Raw genomic sequence first — 23,011 nt, 5'->3', positions numbered from 1 at the left:
CAAGGCGCCTTTTTTATTCTTCGCCCTCAGCGCCGCCTTTGCGGCTGCTCAGGCCATACTCGCGCAGCTTGTTGGCGATGGCGGTATGGGAAACGCCCAACCGCTTCGCCAGCTTGCGGGTGCTGGGATAGGTGCGATACAGGCGCGTCAGCACCGAGCGCTCGAAACGCTTGCTGATGTCGTCCAGCGAGCCGTCCAGCACCTCGTCGCCCAACGACATCTCCACCTCGAACTCCGGCAACACGATGTCCTGCGGCCGCAGCTCGTAGCCTTCGGTTTGCGTCAGCGCGCGGTAGATGGCGTTTTTCAGCTGACGCACGTTGCCCGGCCAGCCGTATTTGCTGAGGAAGCCGCCCAGATCGCTCGCCAGCTTGGGCCGCGCTACGCCCTGTTCATCGGCGAAGCGCGCCACGAACAGTTCGGTCAGCGGCATGATGTCCTGCGGACGTTCGCGCAGCGGCGGGATGGTGATGGTCAGCACGTTGAGGCGATAATAGAGGTCTTCGCGGAATTCGCCGCGCTGCACCAGCTCGGTGAGGTTTTTCTGGGTGGCGCAGATAACGCGCACGTCGACGTGCACCTCATGCTCCTCACCGACGCGACGGAACGTGCCGTCGTTGAGGAAACGCAGCAGTTTGGTCTGCATGCGCGGCGACATTTCGCCGATCTCATCCAGCAGCACCGAACCGCCGTTGGCCTGCTCGAAGAAGCCTTTCTTGCCTTCCAGCGCGTTGGGATAAGCGCCCGGCGCATGGCCGAACAGCTCGCTCTCCACCACGTCATCCGGCAGCGCGGCGCAGTTCAGCGCCAGGAACGGCTGTTTGCCGCGCGGGCTGCGTAAATGGCAGGCGCGGGCCAGAATATCCTTGCCGGTGCCGGTATCGCCGACGATCAGCAGCGGCGCATCGAGCATCGCCAGCTTGCGCGCCTGCTCCAGCACATGACGCATCTTGGCGCTCACCGCGACGATGTGGTCGAATTCGGTATCGTCGTTCACCGACAGATTTTGCAGTTGGCGGCCCATGCGCGCGGTGGACTTCAGCATCACCACCGCGCCAACCGCGGCCGGCTGCTGCTGTTGGTCTTCCAGATAAATCGGCGTGATGTCCATCAGGAAGTCCTGGCTGCGGATCACCACCCGCTCGGCGTGCGGCGCCGTATGCTCGCTCTCCAGCCAACGGCTGAAGTTATAGCCGCCGATCAGCGCCCCGGCGGTCTGGTTGCGGATCTTGTCTTCGCTCAGGCTGAACAGCGCCTGCGCCGCCGGGTTGGCCAGCTCGACCTTGCCTTTCATGTCGATCGAGAACACCGGTTCCGGCATCGACTCCAGCAGCGCACGCAGCGCGCGATGCTCGCGTTCGGAAGGCATAAAGCTGACGGTGCGCACGTCGGTTACGCCGGCGATGCGGCGGATCTCCGCCATCAACGCGCGGAAAGTATCGAAATCCAGCTGGGAGAAATTGAGGTAAATGCGGCCGATAGGATCGATTTCGATGCCACGTAAGTCAATGCTGCGCGATACCAAAAGATCGAGTAATTCTCGAGTGAGACCGAGGCGGTCTTCGCAAAATACTTCCAAACGCATCAGTGTTGGCCTTATCTCTGCAGGTGCGGGGATCGTTGACGATGATGATACTCCCTCGCACCGGGCGGTAGAAGCGATCTGTCAGCAAAAGTTGACAGAACTCTGATTTATTGCCGTGGTTGCTGATTTTAAACGCAAGCGGATAACAGCATCGGCGTCATTTTAGCCTACAAACAGAGAGTTATCACAACCAGAATTAATTTTGCAGAGATTTATCACGCAATCACAGGGGGATCGACTGTCGTCAAGTCTCGATTACGTCCGGCGTCGGCGCCGTTGAGAAAACGGCGCTCCTGAGAGCGCCGTCGCGGGGTTATTTGGCCTTGCCGTCGCTCTTTTTCAGCGTATCTTTCAACTGGCCGATCAGCTGGCTGCGGAAATCGCCAAGCTTCGGTTTTTCCCCTTCCAGCCACGGCAGCGGGCGGCACAGTTCCATCGCCTTGATGCCCAACCGCGCGGTCAACAACCCGGCGCCAATGCCCTGCGCCGCGCGCGCCGACAGCCGCGCCGCCAGATCCTGCGACATCCAGTCCATGCCCACTTCGCGCACCAGTTCGGAGGCGCCGGCGAAGGCGATGTTGAGCAGCACCAGCCGGAACAGACGAATGCGGCTGAAGTAGCCCAACTCGATGCCGTACAGCGCGGCGATGCGGTTAATCAAACGGATGTTGCGCCAGGCAATAAACGCCATATCCACCAGCGCCAACGGGCTGACGGCGATCATCAGCGTCGACTCGGCGGCGGAGCGGCTGATTTCGCGCCGCGCCTGGTTGTCGAGCACCGGCTGCACCAGTTTGGCGTACAGCTCCACCACTTCACGATCGTTTTGCGTTTCATGCAGCGACGCCTGCCAGCGCTGCAGTGCCGGATGCCCCTGATCCAGACCGGCCTGGCGCGCCAGCTTCTCGCAGAATTCGCGCCCTTGCCCCAGCCCGTGGCTGTGCAACAGCTCGCGCGCCACGTCGCGCTCTTCCGCGCGCTGGCGCAGCCGATACAAACGCCGCCACTCGGTGACCACCGAACCGACGCCGGCGAACACAATCAGGCCGCCGGCCACGCCGCCGCCCATGGCGATCCAGTCCTGCTGCACCCAAGCGGTATGCACCCACTGCACGCCCTGCGCCACTACGCTGACGCCGAACAGCGCCAGGCCGGCGGTGACCATTTTGCGCCACAGGCTGCGTTTAGGTTTCAGCGCGGCGTTGATGATGCCTTCGGCGCGCCCTTCCTCCTCTTCCTGCTGCAGCTCCGGCGCCGCCGGAAAGAAGCTTTCCGCCTGTTCGGCATCGAAAGCGACGCCGGCGCGCAAGGCCGGCTCCTGCGGCGGCTGCAGCGGCTCGTCAAAATCGATACGCGGTTTGATCGGCTCGCTCATCGCAATTTATCTCCCAATAAAAACTCCATCACCGCATCCAGACGGATGTGCGGCAACGGGCTGTCCACGCTCATGGCGCGCGGACGAAACTCATCGAAGTGGAACCCCTGGCTCTGCCAGAACGCCGGCCCCGGCAGACGGGCGGGCACCTCGCCGGGGAACACCGTCAGCGGCGCGCCGTCGCTCAGGCGATTGCCCTTCAGCGCCGGGATACGCTGCCCCTGATGATCGACGATGCCGCTCTCGGTCGCCTGCACCGAGGCCAGGCCGACGCAATCCATGCTGATGCCCTCGAACGCCGCGTTCTGCCACGCCTCTTGCACCAGCTGTTGCAGCAACGACACCAGATTGGCGTGCTGATCGGCGGTGATATGGTCCGCCTTGGTGGCGGCGAACATCAGTTTGTCGATGGTCGACGAGAACAAGCGGCGAAACAGCGTGCGCTTGCCGTAATGGAAGCTCTGCATCAGCTGGGTCAGCGCCAGACGCATGTCGTTGAACGCCTGCGGGCCACTGTTGAGCGGCTGCAGGCAGTCAACCAGCACGATTTGCCGATCGAAACGAACGAAGTGTTCTTTGTAGAAGTTTTTGACGATCGACTGGCAGTAATAGTTGAAGCGAGCGCGCAACATGCCGATGTTGGTGTGTTTGTCGGCCTGCGCCAGCTTCGATTCGCCGATAGTGGCCACGTCAGGCCACGGGAAAAACTGCAGCGCCGGCGCGCCGGCCATATCGCCCGGCAGCACGAAACGCCCCGGCTGAATGAAGTGCAGCCCTTCGCTTTTGCAGCGCAACAGATAATCGGTGTAGGCCTGGGCGATCGCCGCCAGGCGGTTTTCGTCGACCGGCGCCAGCGGATCGCAGGCTTTGCACAGCTCAAGCCAGGGCTTGGCCCATTCGGCGCGTTCGCCCTGCAGCAGCCCGGTCATCTGGCGCGACCAGGCCAGGTAATCCTGCTCGAGCATCGGCAGATCAAGCAACCATTCACCGGGATAATCGACGATCTCCAGGTACAGCGTGGAGGTGTCTTTGAAGTGGCGCAGCAGCGAGTCGTTGGAACGGTAGCGCAACGCCAGCCGGATTTCGCTGACGCCGCGCGTCGGCGTCGGCCAGGCCGGCGGCGTGCCGTACAGCTGCGCCAGCCCTTCGTCATAGGTGAAACGCTGGATGCCGAGATCGCGCTGCGGGATGCGTTTAACGCCCAGCAGGCGCTCTTCGCGCACCGGTGAAAACAGCGGCATGCGCGCGCCGCTGTGCACATGCAGCAGTTGGTTAACGAAGGCGGTGATAAAGGCGGTTTTGCCGCTGCGGCTCAGGCCGGTCACCGCCAGGCGCAGATGGCGATCCATTCCGCGGTTGACCAGCGAGGTTAACTCATTTTGCAGTCGTTTCATTGCTCTCCTTGACGTAACGCCCGAATGCCTTGTTCAGACCTTTACGGAACAGCGGTTCCAACACCAGCGCCAGCACGAAGCGCACCGGTTTGCGGCCGACGGTCTTCAACAGCCAGCCGGCGGCGCCCGCCGGGCCATAGTTCAGTAACGCTATGATGATGACTTTAGCCAATGTCTTCAACATTGCCGCCGCTCCTCGTTTAAATCCACCCGTTCTGGCGGTGTTCGCGACATCGATTTTATTCATGACAATGCCCTCCGGCACAAGACGATTAAGATGACCCTCAACGGGATAACGGCGGCGAAGATGCCCGGCCTGCGCAGGCCGGGCATCGCAAGAAGGGTTATAGCTTGCGGAAACGGCTCTGTACGCCGAAGGTGTCGGACGTCACGTAACGCTCGACCTGACGCAGTTGCTGTTCGCCGCTGCCCAGCTCATATTCCAGCTGATCGAGCAGCTGGCGCGGCGTTTTCTGATGCTCGCCCTCGAAACGGCTGGCCGGCGCTTCGTCCAACACGAAGACCAGCGCGATATAGGCCACCAGTGTGAAGAAGAACAGCCCAAAGAACAGCGACAGCACCACCATCACGCGGATCAGGCGCACCGGCACGTCGAAATAATGGGCCAAACCGGCGCAGACGCCTTTCACCATGCCTTCTTCGGGTACGCGATAAAGCTTTTTACTGCCCAGCGTATTGCTCATCAGGACTGTCTCCAGTTCGGGTGTTCCGCATCGAGGATCTCTTCCAGCGCCTGAATGCGTTCACGCATGCGTTTGGCGTCTTCCGCCAGCTGCGCCAGGCGCTGCATTTCTTGCTGACTCAGCTGGATGCCGGTCTGCTGCCGATTGCTGTAATGCAGCCAAAGCCAAATCGGCGCGACAAACAGCACGAAAATTGTCAGCGGAATGGCAAGTAATAAAGCACTCATTGTTATTCCTTCTTATCGGGTCCTGGATAGGCGGCCACCTCCGGCGTGTGGCCGCGGTTCGCCTTACTCTGAGCGGTTCATTTTAGCTTTCAGCGCCGCCAGCTGCTCACTGATGGCGTCGTCGGCTTTCAGCTCGGCAAACTCTTGGTCCAGCGACTTCTTTTTACCGATGCTGATGCTTTCCGCTTCGGCTTCCATGTGGTCGATGCGGCGCTCGAACTGTTCGAAACGCGCCATCGCCTCATCCAGCTTGCCGCTGTCGAGCTGACGGCGCACTTCACGGGAAGAAGACGCGGCCTGATGACGCAGCGCCAGCGCCTGCTGCCGCGCGCGGGTTTCGGTCAGCTTGTTTTCCAGCTCGCCGATTTCGCTCTTCATGCGCGCCAGCGTTTCTTCTACGGTCGCCACTTCCTGCGTCAACGTGGCGATCAGATCGGCCACCTTTTGTTTTTCGATCAGCGCCGCGCGGGCCAAGTCTTCTTTATCCTTACGCAGCGCCAGTTCGGCTTTTTCCTGCCAGTCACTTACCTGGCTTTCACCCTGCTCGATGCGGCGCAGCAGCTGTTTCTTTTCCGCCAGCGCGCGCGCCGATGTAGAGCGCACTTCAACCAGCGTGTCTTCCATCTCTTGGATCATTAACCGCACCAGCTTCTGCGGATCTTCCGCCTTGTCCAGCAGGGTGTTGATGTTGGCGTTCACGATGTCGGCAAAACGAGAAAAAATACCCATAATTCACTTCCTCTTGGTTCTGATGGCGTCTGAAGCGCCGCGTTAAGTCGTACAGCTTGCCCAAAGATATAATCAAAACCCGTGCCAACTTTTATATCATTGAAAAACAACAATTCTTTATTTTTGACTCTCCGAGCGCTTGCTGTAGAGTGATTATTTTCACCAAACATTGGCGAATTTCATCATGAACGAACAGCCAGAGAATTTGTTGGGCGAAGCAAACGCCTTCGTCGACGTATTGGAGCAAGTCTCCCAGGTGGCAAAGCTGAACAAACCGGTGCTGGTGATCGGCGAGCGCGGCACCGGCAAGGAGCTGATCGCCCACCGCCTGCACTACCTCTCCAACCGGTGGCAAGGGCCGTTCATCTCGCTCAACTGCGCGGCACTGAATGAAAATCTGCTGGACTCCGAGCTGTTCGGCCACGAGGCCGGCGCCTTTACCGGCGCGCAGAAACGTCATCTGGGCCGCTTCGAGCGCGCCGACGGCGGCACGCTGTTCCTCGATGAGCTGGCGACCGCGCCGATGCTGGTGCAGGAGAAATTGCTGCGGGTGATCGAATACGGTCAGTTGGAACGCGTGGGCGGCAGCCAGCCGCTGCGGGTGGATGTGCGGTTGGTGTGCGCCACCAACGACGATCTGCCGGCGCTGGCGGCGGCGGGCAAGTTTCGCGCCGATCTGCTGGATCGGCTGGCGTTCGACGTGGTGCAGCTGCCGCCGCTGCGCCAACGCCGGCCCGATATCATGTTGCTGGCCGAGCACTTCGCCATTCAAATGTGCCGCGAGCTGGGGCTGCCGCTGTTTCCCGGCTTTACCGAACGCGCCAGGCAGACGTTGCTCGAATATGGCTGGCCGGGCAACGTGCGCGAACTGAAAAACGTGGTGGAACGTTCGGTCTATCGTCACGGCGACAGCGACAGCCCGCTGGATGAGATCGTCATCAACCCGTTTGCGCCGCGCGAGGCCACGCCGGTCGCGCCCATTCCTGAAGACGCCGCCGCGTTGCCGCCGCTGCCGTTGGATTTGAAACACTGGCAGCTCGAGCAGGAGAAGGCGCTTCTCGAAGCGGCGCTGCAGCAAGGCCGGTTCAATCAGCGCAAGGCGGCGCAGCTGCTGGGGCTCACCTACCATCAGCTACGCGGCATGCTGAAAAAACATGCGCTGCTGCAAAACGGCGAAGTGGACGAGGAATAGCGGGCAAAAAAAAAGCCAGCACCCGAGCTGGCTTAAAAAACACTGGAAGCAATGTGAGCAATGTCGTGCCTTCCACATCAGAGCCGCAAACCGCGGCCTTCCGTGAACTGCCAGGCGATGATAATAGTTATCAGTATCGTCTGTAAAGCACTTTGTTGAGAATTTTTCTCATTACCACACGAAGATTGCGCAATTACCACTCAGGGAACGGGTCCGCCATATCCAGCCAATAGTCCACGCCGGCGGCCATTTCATCGTCGCTCAGCAGGCAGTCATCCAGCAAACGCACGATCGCCGCCTGTTGCAAGTGCTGGCCGATAAACACCAACTCCTGCCGCATGTCGCCGAACGGCTCCACCCATTTCTCCTGAATATGTGCCCGCGTTTCCGGATCCTGCGGCCAATTATCTTGCGGGATAGCGCGCCAAAAGGTGCCCGCCAGGCCGTAATGGGCGATGCCGCCGGCCTGGCTCCACTGCCCGGCCTGCCGCGGACGCGTCGCCAGCCAGAAGAAGCCTTTCGAACGCAGCAGCTTGCCGCCGCCCCAGTCGCCGTTGATCACACGGTAGAACTTGTCCGGCGCAAACGGCCGCCGCGCTTGATAGACAAAGCTGCTGATGCCGTAGCTTTCCGTTTCCGGCACGTGTTCGCCGCGCAGCTCTTTCAGCCAGCCGGGCGCCTGCTGCGCCTTTTCAAAGCTGAAGCTGCCGGTATTCAGCACCGCCTCCAGCGGCAGTTTGCCCGGCGCGATCGGCACAATGCGGGCGTCGGGATTCAGGCTGGCCAGCAGCGCCATCACTTCGCCCTGCTGCGTTGGCGTCAACAGATCGGTCTTGCTGACCAGGATCACGTCGCAAAATTCAATTTGCTCGATCAACAGGTCCGCCACGCTGCGCAGATCGTCCTCGCCCAGGCTTTGGCCGGCCTCCTGCAGGCTTTGCGCCTGTTGGTATTGCTGAATGAAATTCACCCCGTCGACCACCGTCACCAGCGTATCCAGCCGGGCGAATTGGGACAGGCTTTCGCCCGCTTCATCCTCAAAGGTAAAGGTTTCCGCCACCGGCAGCGGCTCCGAGATGCCGCTCGATTCGATCAACAGGTAATCGAAACGCCCCTCCTGCGCCAGTTCGCGCACCGACACCAGCAGATCTTCGCGCAGCGTACAGCAGATGCACCCGTTGCTCATCTCCACCAGCTTCTCTTCCTGGCGATCGAGATGCACTTCATTCTCTACCAGCGCGGCGTCAATGTTCACTTCGCTCATGTCGTTGACAATCACCGCCACGCGCATGCCCTGCCGGTTGTTCAGGATATGGTTCAGCACCGTGGTCTTGCCGGCGCCGAGAAAGCCGGAAAGCACGGTCACGGGAAGTTGTTTCATGGAAACCTCATTAAAATTCATTGCGTAATGCCTGATAACCGCGCACCAGTTCGACGTTGGTGGCGGCCACTTCTTCCGAAAACTGCAGCGCGCCGCGATCGACCTGGCGATAACGCGACAAATCGCTGTCCGGCCCCACGCGCTCGGTCGAGGGGATATAGCGGTTTTCCGGCAGCGTCACGCCGTCCACCACCGCGTTGTAGCGCACCACGCAGCCGGACTGAACGTGGCAGTTGAACAGCACGCTGTTGAAACCGATAAACACCCGATCGTCGATGCGACACGGGCCGTGCACGATGGCGCGGTGGGCGATCGAGCTGTAACGGCCGATGGTGACCGCCGCCCCGCTCTTGGAATGGATCACCACGCCGTCCTGAATATTGGAGTGCGAGCCGATGACGATCGGCTCCATGTCGCCGGTTGCGTTCAACTCGTCGGCGCGGATCACCGCATACGGGCCGACGTAGACGAAATCTTCGACGATCACCCGGCCGCAAATAATGGCGGTGGGATCGATGTAGGCCAGCGGCGAAACCTGCGGCAGATGGCCGCTGGGATTTTTACGCAGCATGGTGTTCTCCCCGCCAGCTCAGCTCCGCCACCGCATTGTGGGCATGCAAACTCTCCTGATGCTCGACGCGCAGCGAGAAGGCGCGGTAGTCGCACTGGCTGCGCAGCATGCGATACAGCCGCCGCGCCGCGTCCTCGCAAAACATCAGGTTCTGACCGTTGGCCAGCGCGAAGGCCTGCTCGTCGCGGCGTTTCACCAGCGTTTGCACCGGCGTGCCCAATGCGTGTTCGATGCGGTCAATCAGTTTCACCGGTTCGAACGCCCTTTCATTCTCGGGCGTTACGGTGATCCAGGCCCAGCTGCGCTGGCTGTGGGGGGTGGCCGGCATCCCTTGATCCAGCAGCCACTCGCTCACCTGCCGCTGGCTGACGCGCTCCGCCGCCTGTTCAAAATCAAACTGAAACTGTTGCTGCGCCAGCTGGCGGCTGAGCGCCGCCGAACTCGGGCAGGTGGAGGAGTAAGTCACGCCGACGGTCAGCGCCAGCGTCAGCGTGCCTGCCAGGGTGGCCTCGATGCGCAGCGGATAAGCTTTCCAACCGCGCTGCGGCGACAGCAGCGCCGGGCGCGACAGCAACAGCTCGCCGCTGAGCGTCAGGCTGGCGCGATCGCTGTGTTCCGGCTGCGAATCCAGAAAAGCCTGCAGCGTCCGACCGATGCGCTGCGGCGTCAGCTCTCCCTGCGTCAATTCGTCCAGCGCCAGATACAGCCGCGACATGTGAATGCCGCGTTCCCCCGCCGCCTCGGCGCGCAGGTTGATACCGGCGTCGACCTTCGCCATCAATGGCTTGCCGGCCAGCTCCAGCGGCAGCGCGATCCCTTGCATCCCGACCCAATCGAGCCCGACATCACTCATTTCGCCGCGACCTGCCTGAGCGTCCGGCAGCGAACGGCGTGGTGGAAGTGCAACTTCGTTCATACATCCCCTTGCGTTGTTGTGACTTTGCCGGGGAACGGTAACATGTTTTTGTTATATTATAACATAACATAAAAAACTTTTTTCTTGCCGCTGAACGGCCTGATTAATCAAGTCGCAGAAAACTCAGCGATTTTGCTCAATGGATTGGGCTGCCGGTCAGAGTGCGATACACTAACGCTATTGCTGATTAACCCATGAGCCTCTATGCGTGGTTTACCCTTTTGGATACTGTCGTTGTGCCTGACGGGCTCTGCCCTGGCCGCGACAACACCGCCCGCACCCGCCGCCGCGGCGCCGCTGCCGGACATTCGCCAGAGCGGCTTTGTCTATTGCGTCAGCGGCATACTGAATACCTTCAACCCGCAAATGGCCAGCAGCGGCCTGACGGTGGATACCCTGGCCGCCCAGCTGTACGATCGCCTGCTGGACGTCGATCCCTACACCTATCGCCTGATCCCCGAGCTGGCGCAAAGCTGGGAAGTGCTGGATAACGGCGCTACCTACCGCTTCCATTTGCGCAAGGACGTGCCGTTCCAGACCACCGCCTGGTTCACGCCCACCCGCAAGATGAATGCCGACGACGTGGTGTTCAGCTTTGCCCGCGTATTCGATCAGAAACATCCGTATCACGACGTCAACGGCGGCGAATACCCCTATTTCGACAGCCTGCAGTTCGGCGATTCGGTGCAGAGCGTGAGAAAGCTCGACGACTACACGGTGGAAATTCGCCTGCAGTCGCCCGACGCCTCGTTCCTGTGGCACCTGGCGACTCATTATGCGCCGGTGTTGTCCGCCGAATACGCCGACACGCTGACGCGCGAAGGCCATCAGGAGCTGATCGATCGCGAGCCGGTCGGCAGCGGCCCATTCCTGCTCAACGAATACCGCTCGGGGCAATATATTCGGCTGGCGCGCAACGCCGCCTACTGGAAAGGCCTGCCGCGCATGCCGCAGGTGGTGATCGATCTGGGCGCCGGCGGCACCGGCCGCCTCTCCAAGCTGCTGACCGGCGAGTGCGACGTGCTGGCCTATCCAGCGGCCAGCCAGCTGTCTATCCTGCGCGACGATCCGCGCCTGCGCCTGACGCTGCGCCCAGGGATGAACATCGCCTACCTGGCGTTCAACACCCGCAAACCGCCGCTCGACAATCTCAACGTGCGCCAGGCGATCTCGCTGGCGATCAACAACCAGCGGTTGATGCAGTCGATCTATTACGGCACGGCGGAAACCGCCGCCTCGATTCTGCCGCGCGCCTCCTGGGCCTACGACAACGATGCGCACGTCACCGAATACGATCCGGCCAAATCGCGCGAGATGCTGCGGCAGGCCGGCGTCAGCCAGCTGAACCTGAAGCTGTGGGTGCCGACCGCCTCGCAGTCTTACAACCCGAGCCCGCTGAAAACCGCCGAACTGATCCAGGCCGATCTCGGCCAGGTGGGCATCAACGTCACCATCGTGCCGGTGGAGGGCCGTTTCCAGGAAGCGCGCCTGATGGAGATGAACCACGATCTGACCCTGACCGGCTGGGCCACCGACAGCAACGATCCGGACAGCTTCTTCCGGCCGCTGCTGAGCTGCGCGGCAATCCGTTCGCAAACCAACTATGCTCACTGGTGTGATCCGGGCTTTGACGAAGTGCTGCAGAACGCGCTGCTGTCGCAGCAGCTGTCTCAGCGCATCGATAACTACCGCAAGGCGCAGAAAATCCTCGAGCAGCAATTGCCGGTGCTGCCGTTGGCGTCTTCCCTGCGCCTGCAGGCCTATCGTTACGACATCAAGGGATTGGTGCTGAGCCCGTTCGGCAACGCCTCGTTCGCCGGGGTGTACCGTGAATCCGCGCCGGAGGTGAAAAAGTGATTATCTTTACCCTGCGCCGCATTCTGCTGCTGCTGATCACGCTGTTCTTCCTGACGCTGGTCAGTTTCAGCCTGAGCTATTTCACGCCGCGCGCGCCGCTGAACGGCGCCGCCCTGCTGGACGCCTATCAGTTCTACTTCGTCAGCCTGCTGCACTGGGACTTCGGCGTCTCCAGCATCAACGGCCAAGCGATCAGCGAACAGCTGCGCGAAGTGTTCCCGGCTACCATGGAACTGTGCCTGCTGGCCTTCGCTATGGCGCTGTTCATCGGCATTCCGCTGGGCATCATCGCCGGCGTGCTGCGCGGCAAGTGGCAGGACACCGCCATCAGCACCTTCGCGCTGCTGGGCTTCTCGATGCCGGTGTTTTGGCTGGCGCTGCTGCTGATGCTGTTCTTCTCGCTGCACCTGGGCTGGCTGCCGGTATCCGGCCGTTTCGACCTGCTGTATCAGGTGAAGCCCATCACCGGTTTCGCGCTGATCGACGCCTGGCTGTCGGATTCGCCGTACCGCGCCGAGATGATCGGCAGCGCCCTGCGCCACATGATCCTGCCGATCGCCGCGCTGGCGGTGGCGCCCACCACCGAAGTGGTGCGCCTGATGCGCATCAGCACCGACGACGTGCTGAGCCAAAACTACATCAAGGCCGCCGCCACCCGCGGCCTGTCGCGCTTCACCATCATCCGCCGCCACGTGTTGCACAATGCGCTGCCGCCGATCGTGCCCAAGCTGGGGCTGCAGTTCTCCACCATGCTCACGCTGGCGATGATCACCGAAGTGGTGTTCAGCTGGCCGGGCCTCGGCCGGTGGCTGATCAACGCCATTCGCCAGCAGGACTATGCGGCGATCTCCGCCGGCGTCATGGTGGTCGGCACGCTGGTGATCACCATTAACGTTCTGGCCGACATTCTGGGTGCGGCAACCAACCCGCTGAAACATAAGGAATGGTATGCCCTTCGATAACGTATACCGCGAGAAAAAGATGCCGAGCCCGCTGCGCTACACCTGGCGGATTTTCTACGGCGACGCGCTGGCGATGATCGGTTTTTACGGCGTGATCGCCCTGCTGCTGCTGTCGCTGTTCGGTAGCCTGCTGGCGCCCTACGCGCTGGATCAGCAGTTCCTCGGTTATCAGCTGCTGCCGCCGTCCTGGTCGCGCTACGGCAACGTGTCGTTCTTCCTCGGCACCGACGATCTCGGGCGCGACATCCTCAGCCGCCTGTTGACCGGCACCGCCGCCACCTTCGGTTCCGCGCTGGCGGTGACGCTGGCCGCGGCGTTCTGCGGGGTGATCCTCGGCGTGTTCGCCGGCGTCACCCACGGGCTGCGCTCAGCGGTGCTTAACCACATTCTCGACACTCTGCTGTCTATTCCGTCGTTACTGCTGGCGATCGTGGTGGTGGCGTTTATCGGGCCCAAACTCGAACACGCCATGCTGGCGGTGTGGCTGGCTCTGCTGCCGCGCATGGTGCGCACCATCTACAGCGCGGTGCACGATGAGTTGGAGAAAGAGTACGTGGTGGCGGCGCGCCTTGACGGCGCTTCCACGCTGCAGATCCTGTGGTATGCAGTCATGCCGAACATCGCGGCAGTGCTGGTGACCGAGTTCACCCGCGCGCTGTCGATGGCTATTTTGGATATCGCCGCGCTTGGCTTCCTCGATCTCGGCGCGCAGTTGCCTTCGCCGGAATGGGGAGCGATGCTCGGCGATTCGCTCGAGCTGGTGTACGTCGCGCCCTGGACGGTGATGCTGCCCGGCGCGGCCATCCTCGTCAGCGTGCTGCTGGTTAACCTGTTGGGCGACGGTATGCGCCGCGCAATCAATGCCGGGGTGGAATAATGCCGTTACTCGATATCCGCAATCTGACGATTGAATTTATGACCGCCGAAGGGCCGGTCAAGGCGGTCGATCGCGTCAGCATGACGCTGACCGAGGGCGAGGTGCGCGGCCTGGTGGGCGAATCGGGCTCCGGCAAGAGCCTGATCGCCAAGGCCATCTGCGGCGTGACCAAAGACAACTGGCGCGTCACCGCCGATCGTTTCCGCTTCGACGACATCGATCTGCTGCAGCTGAGCCCGCGCGAGCGGCGCAAGCTGGTGGGCCACAACGTCTCAATGATCTTCCAGGAGCCGCAGTCCTGTCTCGACCCTTCCGAGAGCATCGGCCGTCAGCTGGCGCAGGCCATCCCGGGCTGGACCTACAAGGGCCACTGGTGGCAGCGCTTCAACTGGCGCAAACGCCGCGCCATCGAGTTGCTGCACCGCGTCGGCATCAAGGATCACGACGACATCATGGGCAGCTTCCCCTACGAGCTGACGGAAGGCGAGTGCCAGAAAGTGATGATCGCCATCGCGCTGGCCAACCAACCGCGCCTGCTGATCGCCGATGAACCGACCAACGCCATGGAACCGACCACGCAGGCGCAGATTTTCCGCCTGTTGGCGCGTCTCAACCAGAACAACAACACCACCATTCTGCTGATCAGTCACGACCTGCAGATGATGAGCAAGTGGGCCGACCGGGTGAACGTCTTGTACTGCGGGCAAACGGTGGAAAGCGCCCAGTGCGAAGAACTGCTGGCGGCGCCGCACCACCCTTACACCCAGGCGCTGATCCGCGCCATGCCGGACTTCGGCCGCTCGCTGCCGCACAAGAGCCGTTTAAACACGCTGCCGGGCGCCATTCCTTCGCTGGAACACCTGCCGATCGGCTGCCGCCTGGGGCCGCGCTGCCCTTACGCACAGAAGAAGTGCATCGAAACGCCGCGCCTGCGCCCGGTCAAAAACCACTTCTTCGCGTGCCACTTCCCGCTGAACATGGAGGAGCAATAACATGGAAACGCTGTTGGAAGTGCGCAACCTGAGCAAAACCTACCGCTATCGCACCGGGCTGTTCCGCCGCCAGCACGTCGAGGCGGTGAAATCGGTCAGCTTTACCCTGCGCGAAGGCCAGACGCTGGCGGTGATCGGCGAGAACGGCTCCGGCAAATCCACGCTGGCGAAGATGCTCTCCGGCATGGTGGAGCCGACCGCCGGCGAGCTGTTGATCGACGATCATCCGCTGGCGTTCGGCGATTATCGCTATCGCAGCCAGCGCATTCGCATGATTTTTCAGGATCCGAGCACCTCGCTCAATCCGCGCCAACGCATCGGCCAGTTGCTGGATGCGCCGCTGCGGCTGAACACCGATCTGGAACCCGCCGAGCGCGAGCAGCGCATCAACCAGACGCTGCGCCAGGTCGGCATGCTGCCGGATCACGCCTACTACTATCCGCACATGCTGGCTTCCGGGCAGAAACAGCGCGTCGCGCTGGCGCGTGCGCTGATCCTGCAGCCGAAGGTGATTGTCGCCGATGAGGCGCTGGCCTCGCTGGACATGTCGATGCGCTCGCAAATCATCAACCTGATGCTGGAGCTGCAGGAAAAACACGGTATTTCCTATATTTATGTCACCCAACATCTCGGCATGATGAAGCATATCAGCGACCAGGTGCTGGTGATGCATGAAGGGGAAATCGTCGAACGCGGCAGCACCGCCGAGGTGCTGGCGGCGCCGCTGCACGAATTGACCAAGCGTCTTATCGCCAGCCACTTCGGCGAGGCGCTGACCGCCGACGCCTGGCGGCGCGACGGCGGCCGTTTTTGAGTCGCGCCGTCACCGCCAAACCCGCTGCGGCGGGTTTTTTATTGCGGTACGCGCCTGCCGCTTAGCAAGAAAACGCACATACAAATTACATTCTTGTTATATATCCTTATATTTTATTCCTTTCAGTTATTGATTAGTCCGTAACATTATTTTATCTCGCCAGGGCGATCGGTGAGGATATCCCCTACGTTGAGTCTCTCATACGACAGGATATCGCACTGATGAACAGCCTTCGCCACCGCCGCCTCACGCAGCTTTTGCTCACCCTGGCCGCCGGTTTCTCTGTTTACGGCCACGCGCTGTGCTGCGATGAGCTGCGCTAAATCCGCCTTTCGCCCCGCTTGGGGGCATGTTGCCTCTTTGTCCAGCCGCCGCTGCCGTACGCAGCGTTGGCTGTTGATCATGATTAAGGATTGACCCTATGGAACGACTCCGTCGACAACATAATGCCCAGTGGTATCACGAAACCCAAAGCAGCGTGCGGGGCGATGCGCCGCTGGAGCCTCAGGCGGCCACCCTTCGCGATCGCTTTCTGCTGGGGCTGGGCGCCTTCGCCGATGAAGCCTTAAACAATGCGCTCAGCGCTCGCGCCGGGGTGTTCAACGCCTCATTGGCCGGCTACCACGCGCTGTTTCCCGATCAGGTGCCATTATCACGATACGTGACAATGTCACCATATGATCGCCTCAGCACCGCGTTGACCGTCGCTCAGGTGACGGGCGTGCAGTCGCTTTGTAGCCACTATGCCGCCCGCCTCGCCCCGCTGCACAGCCCGGACGCTTCCCGGGAAAGCAATATCCGCCTCGCCCAGATCACCCAATACGCCCGCCAGCTTGCCAGCCAGCCCACGCTGATTTGCCGCAAGGCGCTGCAACAGCTTGGCGACGTCGGGCTGAGCCCGGCGGATATCGTCACCTTTTCGCAAATCATCGGTTTTGTCAGCTATCAAGCGCGCGTGGTCGCGGGCGTCGCGGCGTTGGCTGGCCGGCCGGCGGCGGTGGTGCCCGGCTTCCCTAACGTCGAAGACGCCGTTGGCGTCGCTTTCAGTGCCGAAGAGTTAAGCTGGACCGCGCGTCTGCCGCCGATCGACACGGAAGCCGCCGCCGCAGAACAGCTTGACGTGCTGGATCAGAGTCACCCGCAGGCGCGCGCCGAATCTTATTATCTGCTGTTGGCGCACGATGCCGCCGCACTGCGCGAGCGTAACGGGGTGTTCAACGGCATCAATGCCGAAGGATATGGGTTATCGAGCCGCCTGAAGGCGCTGGCGACGCTGGCGGTTTCGCGCATCAACGGCAGCCATTATTGCGCGGCCACGGTGACGCAAGAGCTCCAGGACGACGGACTGACCCAGGCGCTGTTCGCCGGGCTGCCTCAGGGGCTGGCATTTACCGAGGATGCCGTCAAACGCGCGGTGATCCACACCGCCGCCGAGCTGACGCGCGCACCGGAGAAATTTACCCCGCAGAGCGTGCAGCCGTTGTTCAACAGCGGCCTGAATCAGGCGCAGGCGCTGGAAGTGATCCTCACCGCCGCGCTCTACGCTTGGGAAAATCGCCTGCGCCAAACGTTGGGCGATGCGGAACCGGTACAACCGGCGCTGTGATCTGTCATCACTGAGTTGACGGCTAACGTTCTTCGCCGTTAACTCCCCCTCTCTGTTTCGGCGAAAAACTTCACCAAAATATAAATTGATAAAGCAAAAATCCAAACACACTTCATTTATCAGGATTATGATTCGTTTTATTCTGCCATCGGCGAAACACAGGGTTCGTCAAAATTATGTCTGCAAACAAAGCAATAGGCAGATTGCGCCATCGCTCAATTCTGTAACCGTTCTCATCGCAGAAGCAGTAAAACAAGGTTTTAACCCTGCTAATTAATAGATGAACTCATTAAAACCCCTAACCTTTCAGCAGTGGTCGTCTTGCTATTTAGTTTCTATGATTAAGCCGATAGCGGCGTTGTGATGACCCATTTTTAATATTCAACAAAGATAAAAGCTCGCCGTTATTCTCATTATTTTCAATTTTCTATCACAGCAAAAAATATTGTGAGGTAACCCTATGTCTGAGCAAGAACTTAAATCCAGCAACAGTATCGTTAACGTGATTGTCGTCATCGATACCGATGCCCTGATAGAAGCATTCGAGAATAACAATCCCAGCCAGGACGCCGGCAACCCGACGGGCATTGGCCATCAATACGCCTATATGGTCGTCACCTCCGAACAGGTGATCGGCGGCTCCGGCACGGCGGACCTGAACTTTAAGGCCAATGTCGGCGACGTCATTCGCTGGACCGGCACCTCAGAATCCGCCAATTTCGACGCCAGCGTGCTGATCTACGGGCTGCCGCAGTTCGGCAGCGGCACCCAGGTTTTCTCCAACCCGACCTTCAAAATGTACACCCGCAGCTCGATGATGCCGGCGCAAAATACCGTATTCCCCGTCAGCTTCACCAACCAAACCTATTGGTTTATACAGGCAGACATTACCAATACCGGTACGGAAAACTATTGCATTCAATTTGGCCTTTATTATCGGCCAAACGGCGGCGATCAGAAATTACTGGGTTATTTCTATTGGGATCCGACCATTACCATCAGCAATTAACATAATTTCATCGGCCGTTAGCGCAAACATGATGATGGCCCCACGGGGCCATCATCATGGCTGGAACGTCGGATAAACATAAACGTCTCTATTCCTTTTGCCGACGCAGCCACTCGCTGGCGGCGTCGAAGAATTTTTGCGCCAACGGCGTAGCGCGCTCCGCCATATCGACCACCACCGCCGCATGACGCGGCATGGCGCCGATGGCCACCGGGCGCCGCTGCAGCTCGGGCATCAGCGGCGATTGCAGCTGGCCACGCGGGAACAGCCCGCAGCCCAGGCCGACGAAAATCCCCTCCAGCAGTTGGAAGATCGACGCGGTCTCGAGCCGCGTGTGCAGCGTCAACCCGGCGTCGCGGAAGTGCTGATCGAGATAGCGGCGGAAATAACGCGTCGGTTCGGCCAGGCACAGCGGCAAGGCGGCCACCGCCTCCAGCGGCAACGGCGTGTCGCCCACCAGCTTAGGGAAGTGTTGCGGATGAAATACCAGCTCGACGCCGGTTTCCACCAGCGGTTGCGATTGAAAATGCAGTTCCTTCAGCGTCGATAGCTCGAAAAAGCCGATGCCGATGTCGACGGTATGCGCCGTCAGGGCCTCCAGCAGTTGATCGGCGCTCAGCACCGCCAGCCGGTAATCAAGATGCGGATAACGCTCGCTGACCGCCTTGAGCATTTCCGCCACCGAGATGCTGCACTGCGGCACCACGCCAAGGCGCAACGTGCCGTGCAAACCGTGCTTGAGCGACTCCACCTCCAGCTTCAGCCCCTGGTAAACCGAGACAATCTCACGCGCCCACGCCAGCACCCGCTCGCCTTCGGCGGTAAAACCACCGAAATGGTTGCCGCGGTTAATCAGCGAAACGCCCAGCTCTTTTTCCAGGTTTTTCAATCGCATGGACAGCGTCGGCTGGCTGACGAAGCTGGCCTCCGCCGCCCGACCGAAGTGGCGTTCCCGTTCTAAATTACACAAATAAATCAGTTGTTTAATATCCATAGCGCGGCTCAATGATCGGCATTCGCGCTCAGTATACCACCGGGTGTCGTCGCTCGCCCGGTGAGTCAGAGCTTCAGCTTCATGTAATCCATCAGGCGCGAGAACACGCCGCCCTGCGGCACCGCCTGCAGCGCCACCAGCGGCAGGGTTTTCACCACCTGGCCATTATCGCTGATGCGGATCTCGCCAACGGTTTGTCCTTTGTTGATCGGCGCTTCCAGCCGCGCGGCATTGATCACGTACTGCGCCTTCAGTTTGTCCGCCTCGCTTTTCGGCAGGCTGAGCGACTGTTCTTGCGCGCTGCCGACCGGCAAGCGGTGGCTTTCGCCGTACCAGACCGGTTCGTCCCCCAGGCTCTGGCCGGCGCTGAACAGGTGCACCGTGGTAAAGTCGCGCAGCCCCCACGTCAACAGCTTACGCGCCTGTTCCTCGCGGCCTTTGGAACTTTTGCCGCCCATCACCACGGCGATCAGGCGGCGATCTCCTTCGGTGGCGGAGGCGATGATGTTGAAGCCGGCCGAGGCGGTGTGCCCGGTTTTCAGGCCGTCGACGTGCAGGGTCTTGTCCCACAGCAGGCCGTTGCGATTCTGCTGCGTGATGCCGTTCCAGGTCAGCGATTTCTCGCTGTACATATGGTATTCCGCCGGCTCGCTCATGATGATGGCGCGCGCAATCACCGCCAGATCGCCGGCGGTGGTGAACTGCCCCGGCGCATCCAGCCCGTGTACCGTTTCGAAATGGGTGTTCTGCAGGCCCAGCTGCGCGCTCTTCTCGTTCATCAGCTTGACGAAGTTGGCCTGGCTGCCCGCCACATAATCGGCCATCGCAACGCAGGCGTCGTTGCCGGAATCGATGATGATGCCGCGGCTGAGATCGCGTACCGTGACCCTGTCACCAGGCTTCAGGAACATTAGCGAGGAGCCTTTGAACACCGGGTTGCCCTGCGCCCAGGCGTCTTTCCCCACGGTGACGACATCGTCGAGGCCAATCTTATGCTGGTCGAGCGCGTGGTCGATCACCAACCCGGTCATCAGTTTGGTCAGGCTGGCCGGATTGCGCCGCTCGTCGGCATTGCCGGCGGCCAGCACCTGGCCGGTGGTGTAATCCATCAAAACGTAAGAGGCGGCGTCTATCGCCGGTGGGGTCATGGTGGGAAAATGGGGCGTCGTTTCCGCCGCCTGCGCCGCTAAAGGCAGTAATATACCGCCGATCACCACTGATACTGAACGCTTCACGCTGTGTTCCTCAGGCCCGCAGGCTGAATAAAATGCCAATATAATCCGCGAGATAGACTGCATGAATTCACTTTCAGACGAAACCATTACTCTTTTGCAGCGGGTGTCTTTATGCAACCATTTGTTTAGGTCAACATCCATCTGCGATAGATATGCTCTATGCCGCCATTGCACCATTCGATTAGACGCCCGCCTGCCGCGCTCCTAAACTTGTGACATAAATACGCAAAACGCATAAAAAAGCGTTTACTTTTTAGCTACAACTACCTGCGAAGTGTCACCATGAAATTCAAACCGTCAATCAAGCCTTATACCGGCCCGGCGGGCGGCTGGGGTTCGCTTGAAGCCACCACCCGCTTTGTCCTCGACAGTAAACAAACGCTAAAAAACATGCGCAACCTGATGCGCGTCAACAAGGCGCGCGGCTTCGACTGCCCCGGTTGCGCCTGGGGCGACGACAATCACAGCACCTTCAGCTTTTGCGAAAACGGCGCCAAAGCGGTCAGTTGGGAAGCGACGCGCAGCGCCGTGGAGCCTGAGTTCTTCGCCGCCCACAGCGTCAGCACCCTGCAGCAGCAGAGCGACTATTTCCTCGAGTATCAAGGGCGCCTCACCCATCCGATGCGCTACAACGCCGAAACCGACCACTATGAGCCGATCCATTGGCCGGACGCGCTGGCGCTGATCGCCAAACACATCAACGGCATGGACAACCCGAACCAGATCGAGCTGTATACCTCGGGCCGCGCCAGCAACGAAGCGTCGTATCTTTATCAGCTGTTTGGCCGCATGCTCGGCACCAGCAACTTCCCCGACTGTTCCAATATGTGCCACGAAGCGAGCGGCGTTGGGCTGAAGCAGAGCATCGGCGTCGGCAAAGGCACCATCCGCATCGATGACTTCGAAAAGGCCGACGCCATCTTCGTGTTCGGTCAAAATCCCGGCACCAACCACCCGCGCATGCTGCACAGTCTGAAAAACGCCGCCCGACGCGGCGCGCGCATCGTCAGCTTTAACACCCTGCGCGAACGTGGGCTGGAAAGGTTCGCCGATCCGCAGGATCCGGTGCAGATGCTGACGCCAAAATCCTCGCCGATCAGCTCTTCCTATTACCAGCCGAATCTGGGCGGCGATATGGCGGCGGTGCGTGGCATGGTGAAAGCCCTGCTGGAAACCCACCGTCAGCGCCTCGCCGCCGGTGAACCTGCCCTGTTTGACCTGGCGTTTATCGAACGGCACAGCGTCGGCGTAGAGGCTTATCTGGCGCAGGTGGACGCCACCGAATGGCGGACCATTACCGCGCAATCGGGCCTGAGCGAAGCGCAATTGCGCCAGGCGGCGGCCACCTACCAGGGCGCCGAACGGGTGATCTGCACCTGGGCGATGGGCGTGACTCAGCATAAGCACTCTATTGCAACGGTGCGTGAAATCACCAACCTGCAGTTGTTGTTCGGGCAACTGGGCAAACCGGGCGCCGGTCTGTGCCCGGTACGCGGCCACAGCAACGTCCAGGGCAACCGCACCATGGGGATCGATGAGAAGTCGCCGAAGGCGCTGCTCGACAGCCTGGAACGCCACTTTAACTTCACCGCCAATCGCGCGCTGGGCCACAACACGGTGGAAGCGATCGAAGCGATGCTGCGCGGCGAAGTGAAAGTGCTGATCGCGCTGGGCGGCAACCTGGCCGCCGCGGCGCCGGACACCGAGCGCACCGCCCGCGCCCTGCGCAACTGCGATTTGACGGTGCATATCAGCACCAAGCTTAACCGCAGCCACCTGGTGACCGGCAAAGACGCGCTGATCCTGCCGACGCTCGGCCGCACCGAACTGGACATGCAGGCCAGCGGCTCACAGTACATCACGGTCGAGGACTCGTTCAGCATGGTGCACGCCTCGGAAGGCATCGGCAAACCGCTGGCGGACACTCAACGTTCGGAGACGGCGATCGTCTGCGGCATCGCCGACGCCGTGCTGGGTACGCAACAGCTGGACTGGCTGGAATTGGCCGACGACTACTCGCTGATCCGCGATCACATCGCCGCCACCATTCCCGGCTTCGAGGATTTCAACCGGCGCTGCGAGCAACCCGGCGGCTTCTACCTGGGCAATGCCGCCGCCGAACTGCGCTTCGCCACGCCAAGCGGCAAGGCGGAATTCAGCGACGCCGCGCTGCCGGCCACCCTGTTCCCGCAGCTGGGCGGCGAGCAAGCGCCGTTCACCCTGCAGACGCTGCGCTCGCACGATCAGTACAACACCACCATCTATGGTCTGGATGACCGCTACCGCGGCGTTTACGGTCAGCGCGAAGTGCTGTTCATCCATCCGGAAGATCTGGCGGCGCTGGGCCTGCAGGATGGCGAACGGGTAGAGATAGAAACCCTGTGGAACGACGGCGTGGTGCGTAAGGTGGATGGATTCAAGCTGGTGAGTTACGACATTCCGCGTGGCAACCTGGCGGCCTACTACCCGGAAACCAACCCGCTGGTGCCGCTGGCCAGCTTCGGCGACGGCACCGGCACTCCGACGTCGAAGTCGATCCCGGTGGCGATTCGCCGCAGCGAGCAGCAACCGTCGCTGCGCATCGCCTGAAA

Annotated in this window: 21 protein-coding genes; 9 read left to right on the top strand and 12 right to left on the bottom strand. The window is 60.8% G+C overall.

Features of this window, described 5'->3' with window-relative positions:
• Positions 1-13 precede the first annotated feature (13 nt).
• From tyrR to pspA, 7 genes are all read right to left on the bottom strand, one after another.
• Positions 14-1,585: a transcriptional regulator TyrR gene (tyrR, locus tag ACJ8PL_RS13960; protein ID WP_033634193.1), complete on the bottom strand. Its 1,572-nt coding sequence runs from the start codon at positions 1,583-1,585 to the stop codon at positions 14-16.
• Between the two features lie 313 nt (positions 1,586-1,898).
• Entirely contained in the window at positions 1,899-2,960 is a 1,062-nt protein-coding gene (locus ACJ8PL_RS13955) for a YcjF family protein (protein ID WP_004930545.1), read from the bottom strand.
• Positions 2,957-4,354, bottom strand: a complete 1,398-nt coding sequence (locus ACJ8PL_RS13950; protein WP_442531217.1) for a YcjX family protein — start codon at positions 4,352-4,354, stop codon at positions 2,957-2,959. The genes ACJ8PL_RS13955 and ACJ8PL_RS13950 overlap by 4 nt, the downstream gene beginning before the upstream one ends.
• Positions 4,335-4,601 carry a phage shock protein PspD gene (gene pspD / locus ACJ8PL_RS13945; protein WP_031299672.1) on the bottom strand — a complete coding sequence of 89 codons (267 nt, stop codon included), beginning with the start codon at positions 4,599-4,601 and terminating at the stop codon, positions 4,335-4,337. The genes ACJ8PL_RS13950 and pspD overlap by 20 nt, the downstream gene beginning before the upstream one ends.
• 97 nt (positions 4,602-4,698) lie before the next feature.
• Complete coding sequence (gene pspC, locus ACJ8PL_RS13940) at positions 4,699-5,058, bottom strand: envelope stress response membrane protein PspC (protein ID WP_015378011.1); 360 nt, start codon at positions 5,056-5,058, stop codon at positions 4,699-4,701.
• The gene (gene pspB, locus ACJ8PL_RS13935) at positions 5,058-5,285 is read right to left on the bottom strand and encodes an envelope stress response membrane protein PspB (protein WP_004930553.1); all 228 of its coding nucleotides are present in this window, start codon (positions 5,283-5,285) and stop codon (positions 5,058-5,060) included. The genes pspC and pspB overlap by 1 nt, the downstream gene beginning before the upstream one ends.
• Before the next feature lie 63 nt (positions 5,286-5,348).
• Positions 5,349-6,014: a phage shock protein PspA gene (pspA, locus tag ACJ8PL_RS13930; RefSeq protein ID WP_004930555.1), complete on the bottom strand. Its 666-nt coding sequence runs from the start codon at positions 6,012-6,014 to the stop codon at positions 5,349-5,351.
• 184 nt (positions 6,015-6,198) lie between these two features.
• Here pspA and pspF point away from each other — a divergent pair, with 184 nt between their 5' ends.
• Entirely contained in the window at positions 6,199-7,206 is a 1,008-nt protein-coding gene (pspF, locus tag ACJ8PL_RS13925; protein WP_110147055.1) for a phage shock protein operon transcriptional activator, read from the top strand.
• Between the two features lie 193 nt (positions 7,207-7,399).
• On the opposite strand, the gene zigA is transcribed toward pspF, so the two are convergent.
• From zigA to folE2, 3 genes are read right to left on the bottom strand one after another with little or no spacing between them, the layout of a single operon-like run.
• The gene (gene zigA / locus ACJ8PL_RS13920; protein WP_016927556.1) at positions 7,400-8,587 is read right to left on the bottom strand and encodes a zinc metallochaperone GTPase ZigA; all 1,188 of its coding nucleotides are present in this window, start codon (positions 8,585-8,587) and stop codon (positions 7,400-7,402) included.
• A gap of 10 nt (positions 8,588-8,597) precedes the next feature.
• Positions 8,598-9,158: a carbonate dehydratase gene (locus ACJ8PL_RS13915; RefSeq protein ID WP_016927555.1), complete on the bottom strand. Its 561-nt coding sequence runs from the start codon at positions 9,156-9,158 to the stop codon at positions 8,598-8,600.
• Positions 9,148-10,074 carry a GTP cyclohydrolase FolE2 gene (folE2, locus tag ACJ8PL_RS13910; protein ID WP_442531216.1) on the bottom strand — a complete coding sequence of 309 codons (927 nt, stop codon included), beginning with the start codon at positions 10,072-10,074 and terminating at the stop codon, positions 9,148-9,150. The genes ACJ8PL_RS13915 and folE2 overlap by 11 nt, the downstream gene beginning before the upstream one ends.
• Positions 10,075-10,278: 204 nt before the next feature.
• On the opposite strand from folE2, the gene sapA reads away from it, so the two are divergent.
• The 7 genes from sapA to ACJ8PL_RS13875 all read left to right on the top strand — a co-directional run bounded on the left by sapA (position 10,279) and on the right by ACJ8PL_RS13875 (position 18,191).
• The gene (gene sapA / locus ACJ8PL_RS13905; protein WP_016927553.1) at positions 10,279-11,931 is read left to right on the top strand and encodes an ABC transporter substrate-binding protein SapA; all 1,653 of its coding nucleotides are present in this window, start codon (positions 10,279-10,281) and stop codon (positions 11,929-11,931) included.
• Entirely contained in the window at positions 11,928-12,893 is a 966-nt protein-coding gene (sapB, locus tag ACJ8PL_RS13900; protein WP_016927552.1) for a putrescine export ABC transporter permease SapB, read from the top strand. The genes sapA and sapB overlap by 4 nt, the downstream gene beginning before the upstream one ends.
• On the top strand, positions 12,880-13,770 hold the full coding sequence (gene sapC, locus ACJ8PL_RS13895) for a putrescine export ABC transporter permease SapC (protein ID WP_004930580.1): 891 nt from the start codon (positions 12,880-12,882) through the stop codon (positions 13,768-13,770). The genes sapB and sapC overlap by 14 nt, the downstream gene beginning before the upstream one ends.
• A complete protein-coding gene (sapD, locus tag ACJ8PL_RS13890) occupies positions 13,770-14,762 on the top strand; it encodes a putrescine export ABC transporter ATP-binding protein SapD (protein ID WP_016927551.1) in 993 nt (330 codons plus the stop codon). The genes sapC and sapD overlap by 1 nt, the downstream gene beginning before the upstream one ends.
• A gap of 1 nt (position 14,763) precedes the next feature.
• Entirely contained in the window at positions 14,764-15,576 is an 813-nt protein-coding gene (gene sapF, locus ACJ8PL_RS13885; protein WP_016927550.1) for a putrescine export ABC transporter ATP-binding protein SapF, read from the top strand.
• Between the two features lie 421 nt (positions 15,577-15,997).
• Positions 15,998-17,182 carry a CMD domain-containing protein gene (locus ACJ8PL_RS13880; RefSeq protein WP_110147056.1) on the top strand — a complete coding sequence of 395 codons (1,185 nt, stop codon included), beginning with the start codon at positions 15,998-16,000 and terminating at the stop codon, positions 17,180-17,182.
• A gap of 460 nt (positions 17,183-17,642) precedes the next feature.
• Positions 17,643-18,191: an inclusion body family protein gene (locus ACJ8PL_RS13875; RefSeq protein ID WP_015378018.1), complete on the top strand. Its 549-nt coding sequence runs from the start codon at positions 17,643-17,645 to the stop codon at positions 18,189-18,191.
• Positions 18,192-18,279: 88 nt separating this feature from the next.
• On the opposite strand, the gene ACJ8PL_RS13870 is transcribed toward ACJ8PL_RS13875, so the two are convergent.
• Entirely contained in the window at positions 18,280-19,185 is a 906-nt protein-coding gene (locus ACJ8PL_RS13870) for a LysR family transcriptional regulator (protein ID WP_016927547.1), read from the bottom strand.
• Positions 19,186-19,250: 65 nt separating this feature from the next.
• Positions 19,251-20,420, bottom strand: a complete 1,170-nt coding sequence (gene dacD / locus ACJ8PL_RS13865) for a serine-type D-Ala-D-Ala carboxypeptidase DacD (RefSeq protein ID WP_048795474.1) — start codon at positions 20,418-20,420, stop codon at positions 19,251-19,253.
• 282 nt (positions 20,421-20,702) lie between these two features.
• Between dacD and ACJ8PL_RS13860 the strand changes: the two genes are divergently transcribed.
• The gene (locus ACJ8PL_RS13860; RefSeq protein WP_110147057.1) at positions 20,703-23,009 is read left to right on the top strand and encodes an FdhF/YdeP family oxidoreductase; all 2,307 of its coding nucleotides are present in this window, start codon (positions 20,703-20,705) and stop codon (positions 23,007-23,009) included.
• Positions 23,010-23,011 lie beyond the last annotated feature (2 nt).

Origin of the sequence: Serratia sp. CY83965, from assembly GCF_052166375.1 — a bacterium.
GTDB lineage: Bacteria > Pseudomonadota > Gammaproteobacteria > Enterobacterales > Enterobacteriaceae > Serratia > Serratia marcescens.
The sequence above is the reverse complement of the archived record's forward strand: the minus strand, read 5'-3'. Positions and strand labels throughout refer to the sequence as shown.

Excerpts from the sequence above, each read along its gene's own strand:
- sapF (WP_016927550.1), top strand. The coding sequence starts at position 14,764 with ATGGAAACGCTGTTGGAAGTGCGCAACCTGAGCAAAACCTACCGCTAT.
- ACJ8PL_RS13915 (WP_016927555.1), bottom strand. The coding sequence starts at position 9,158 with ATGCTGCGTAAAAATCCCAGCGGCCATCTGCCGCAGGTTTCGCCGCTG.
- ACJ8PL_RS13870 (WP_016927547.1), bottom strand. The coding sequence starts at position 19,185 with ATGGATATTAAACAACTGATTTATTTGTGTAATTTAGAACGGGAACGC.
- pspD (WP_031299672.1), bottom strand. The coding sequence starts at position 4,601 with ATGAATAAAATCGATGTCGCGAACACCGCCAGAACGGGTGGATTTAAA.
- ACJ8PL_RS13860 (WP_110147057.1), top strand. The coding sequence starts at position 20,703 with ATGAAATTCAAACCGTCAATCAAGCCTTATACCGGCCCGGCGGGCGGC.
- ACJ8PL_RS13875 (WP_015378018.1), top strand. The coding sequence starts at position 17,643 with ATGTCTGAGCAAGAACTTAAATCCAGCAACAGTATCGTTAACGTGATT.
- pspA (WP_004930555.1), bottom strand. The coding sequence starts at position 6,014 with ATGGGTATTTTTTCTCGTTTTGCCGACATCGTGAACGCCAACATCAAC.
- sapD (WP_016927551.1), top strand. The coding sequence starts at position 13,770 with ATGCCGTTACTCGATATCCGCAATCTGACGATTGAATTTATGACCGCC.
- zigA (WP_016927556.1), bottom strand. The coding sequence starts at position 8,587 with ATGAAACAACTTCCCGTGACCGTGCTTTCCGGCTTTCTCGGCGCCGGC.
- ACJ8PL_RS13950 (WP_442531217.1), bottom strand. The coding sequence starts at position 4,354 with ATGAAACGACTGCAAAATGAGTTAACCTCGCTGGTCAACCGCGGAATG.
- ACJ8PL_RS13955 (WP_004930545.1), bottom strand. The coding sequence starts at position 2,960 with ATGAGCGAGCCGATCAAACCGCGTATCGATTTTGACGAGCCGCTGCAG.
- sapA (WP_016927553.1), top strand. The coding sequence starts at position 10,279 with ATGCGTGGTTTACCCTTTTGGATACTGTCGTTGTGCCTGACGGGCTCT.
- tyrR (WP_033634193.1), bottom strand. The coding sequence starts at position 1,585 with ATGCGTTTGGAAGTATTTTGCGAAGACCGCCTCGGTCTCACTCGAGAA.
- pspC (WP_015378011.1), bottom strand. The coding sequence starts at position 5,058 with ATGAGCAATACGCTGGGCAGTAAAAAGCTTTATCGCGTACCCGAAGAA.
- folE2 (WP_442531216.1), bottom strand. The coding sequence starts at position 10,074 with ATGAACGAAGTTGCACTTCCACCACGCCGTTCGCTGCCGGACGCTCAG.
- pspF (WP_110147055.1), top strand. The coding sequence starts at position 6,199 with ATGAACGAACAGCCAGAGAATTTGTTGGGCGAAGCAAACGCCTTCGTC.
- pspB (WP_004930553.1), bottom strand. The coding sequence starts at position 5,285 with ATGAGTGCTTTATTACTTGCCATTCCGCTGACAATTTTCGTGCTGTTT.
- ACJ8PL_RS13880 (WP_110147056.1), top strand. The coding sequence starts at position 15,998 with ATGGAACGACTCCGTCGACAACATAATGCCCAGTGGTATCACGAAACC.
- sapC (WP_004930580.1), top strand. The coding sequence starts at position 12,880 with ATGCCCTTCGATAACGTATACCGCGAGAAAAAGATGCCGAGCCCGCTG.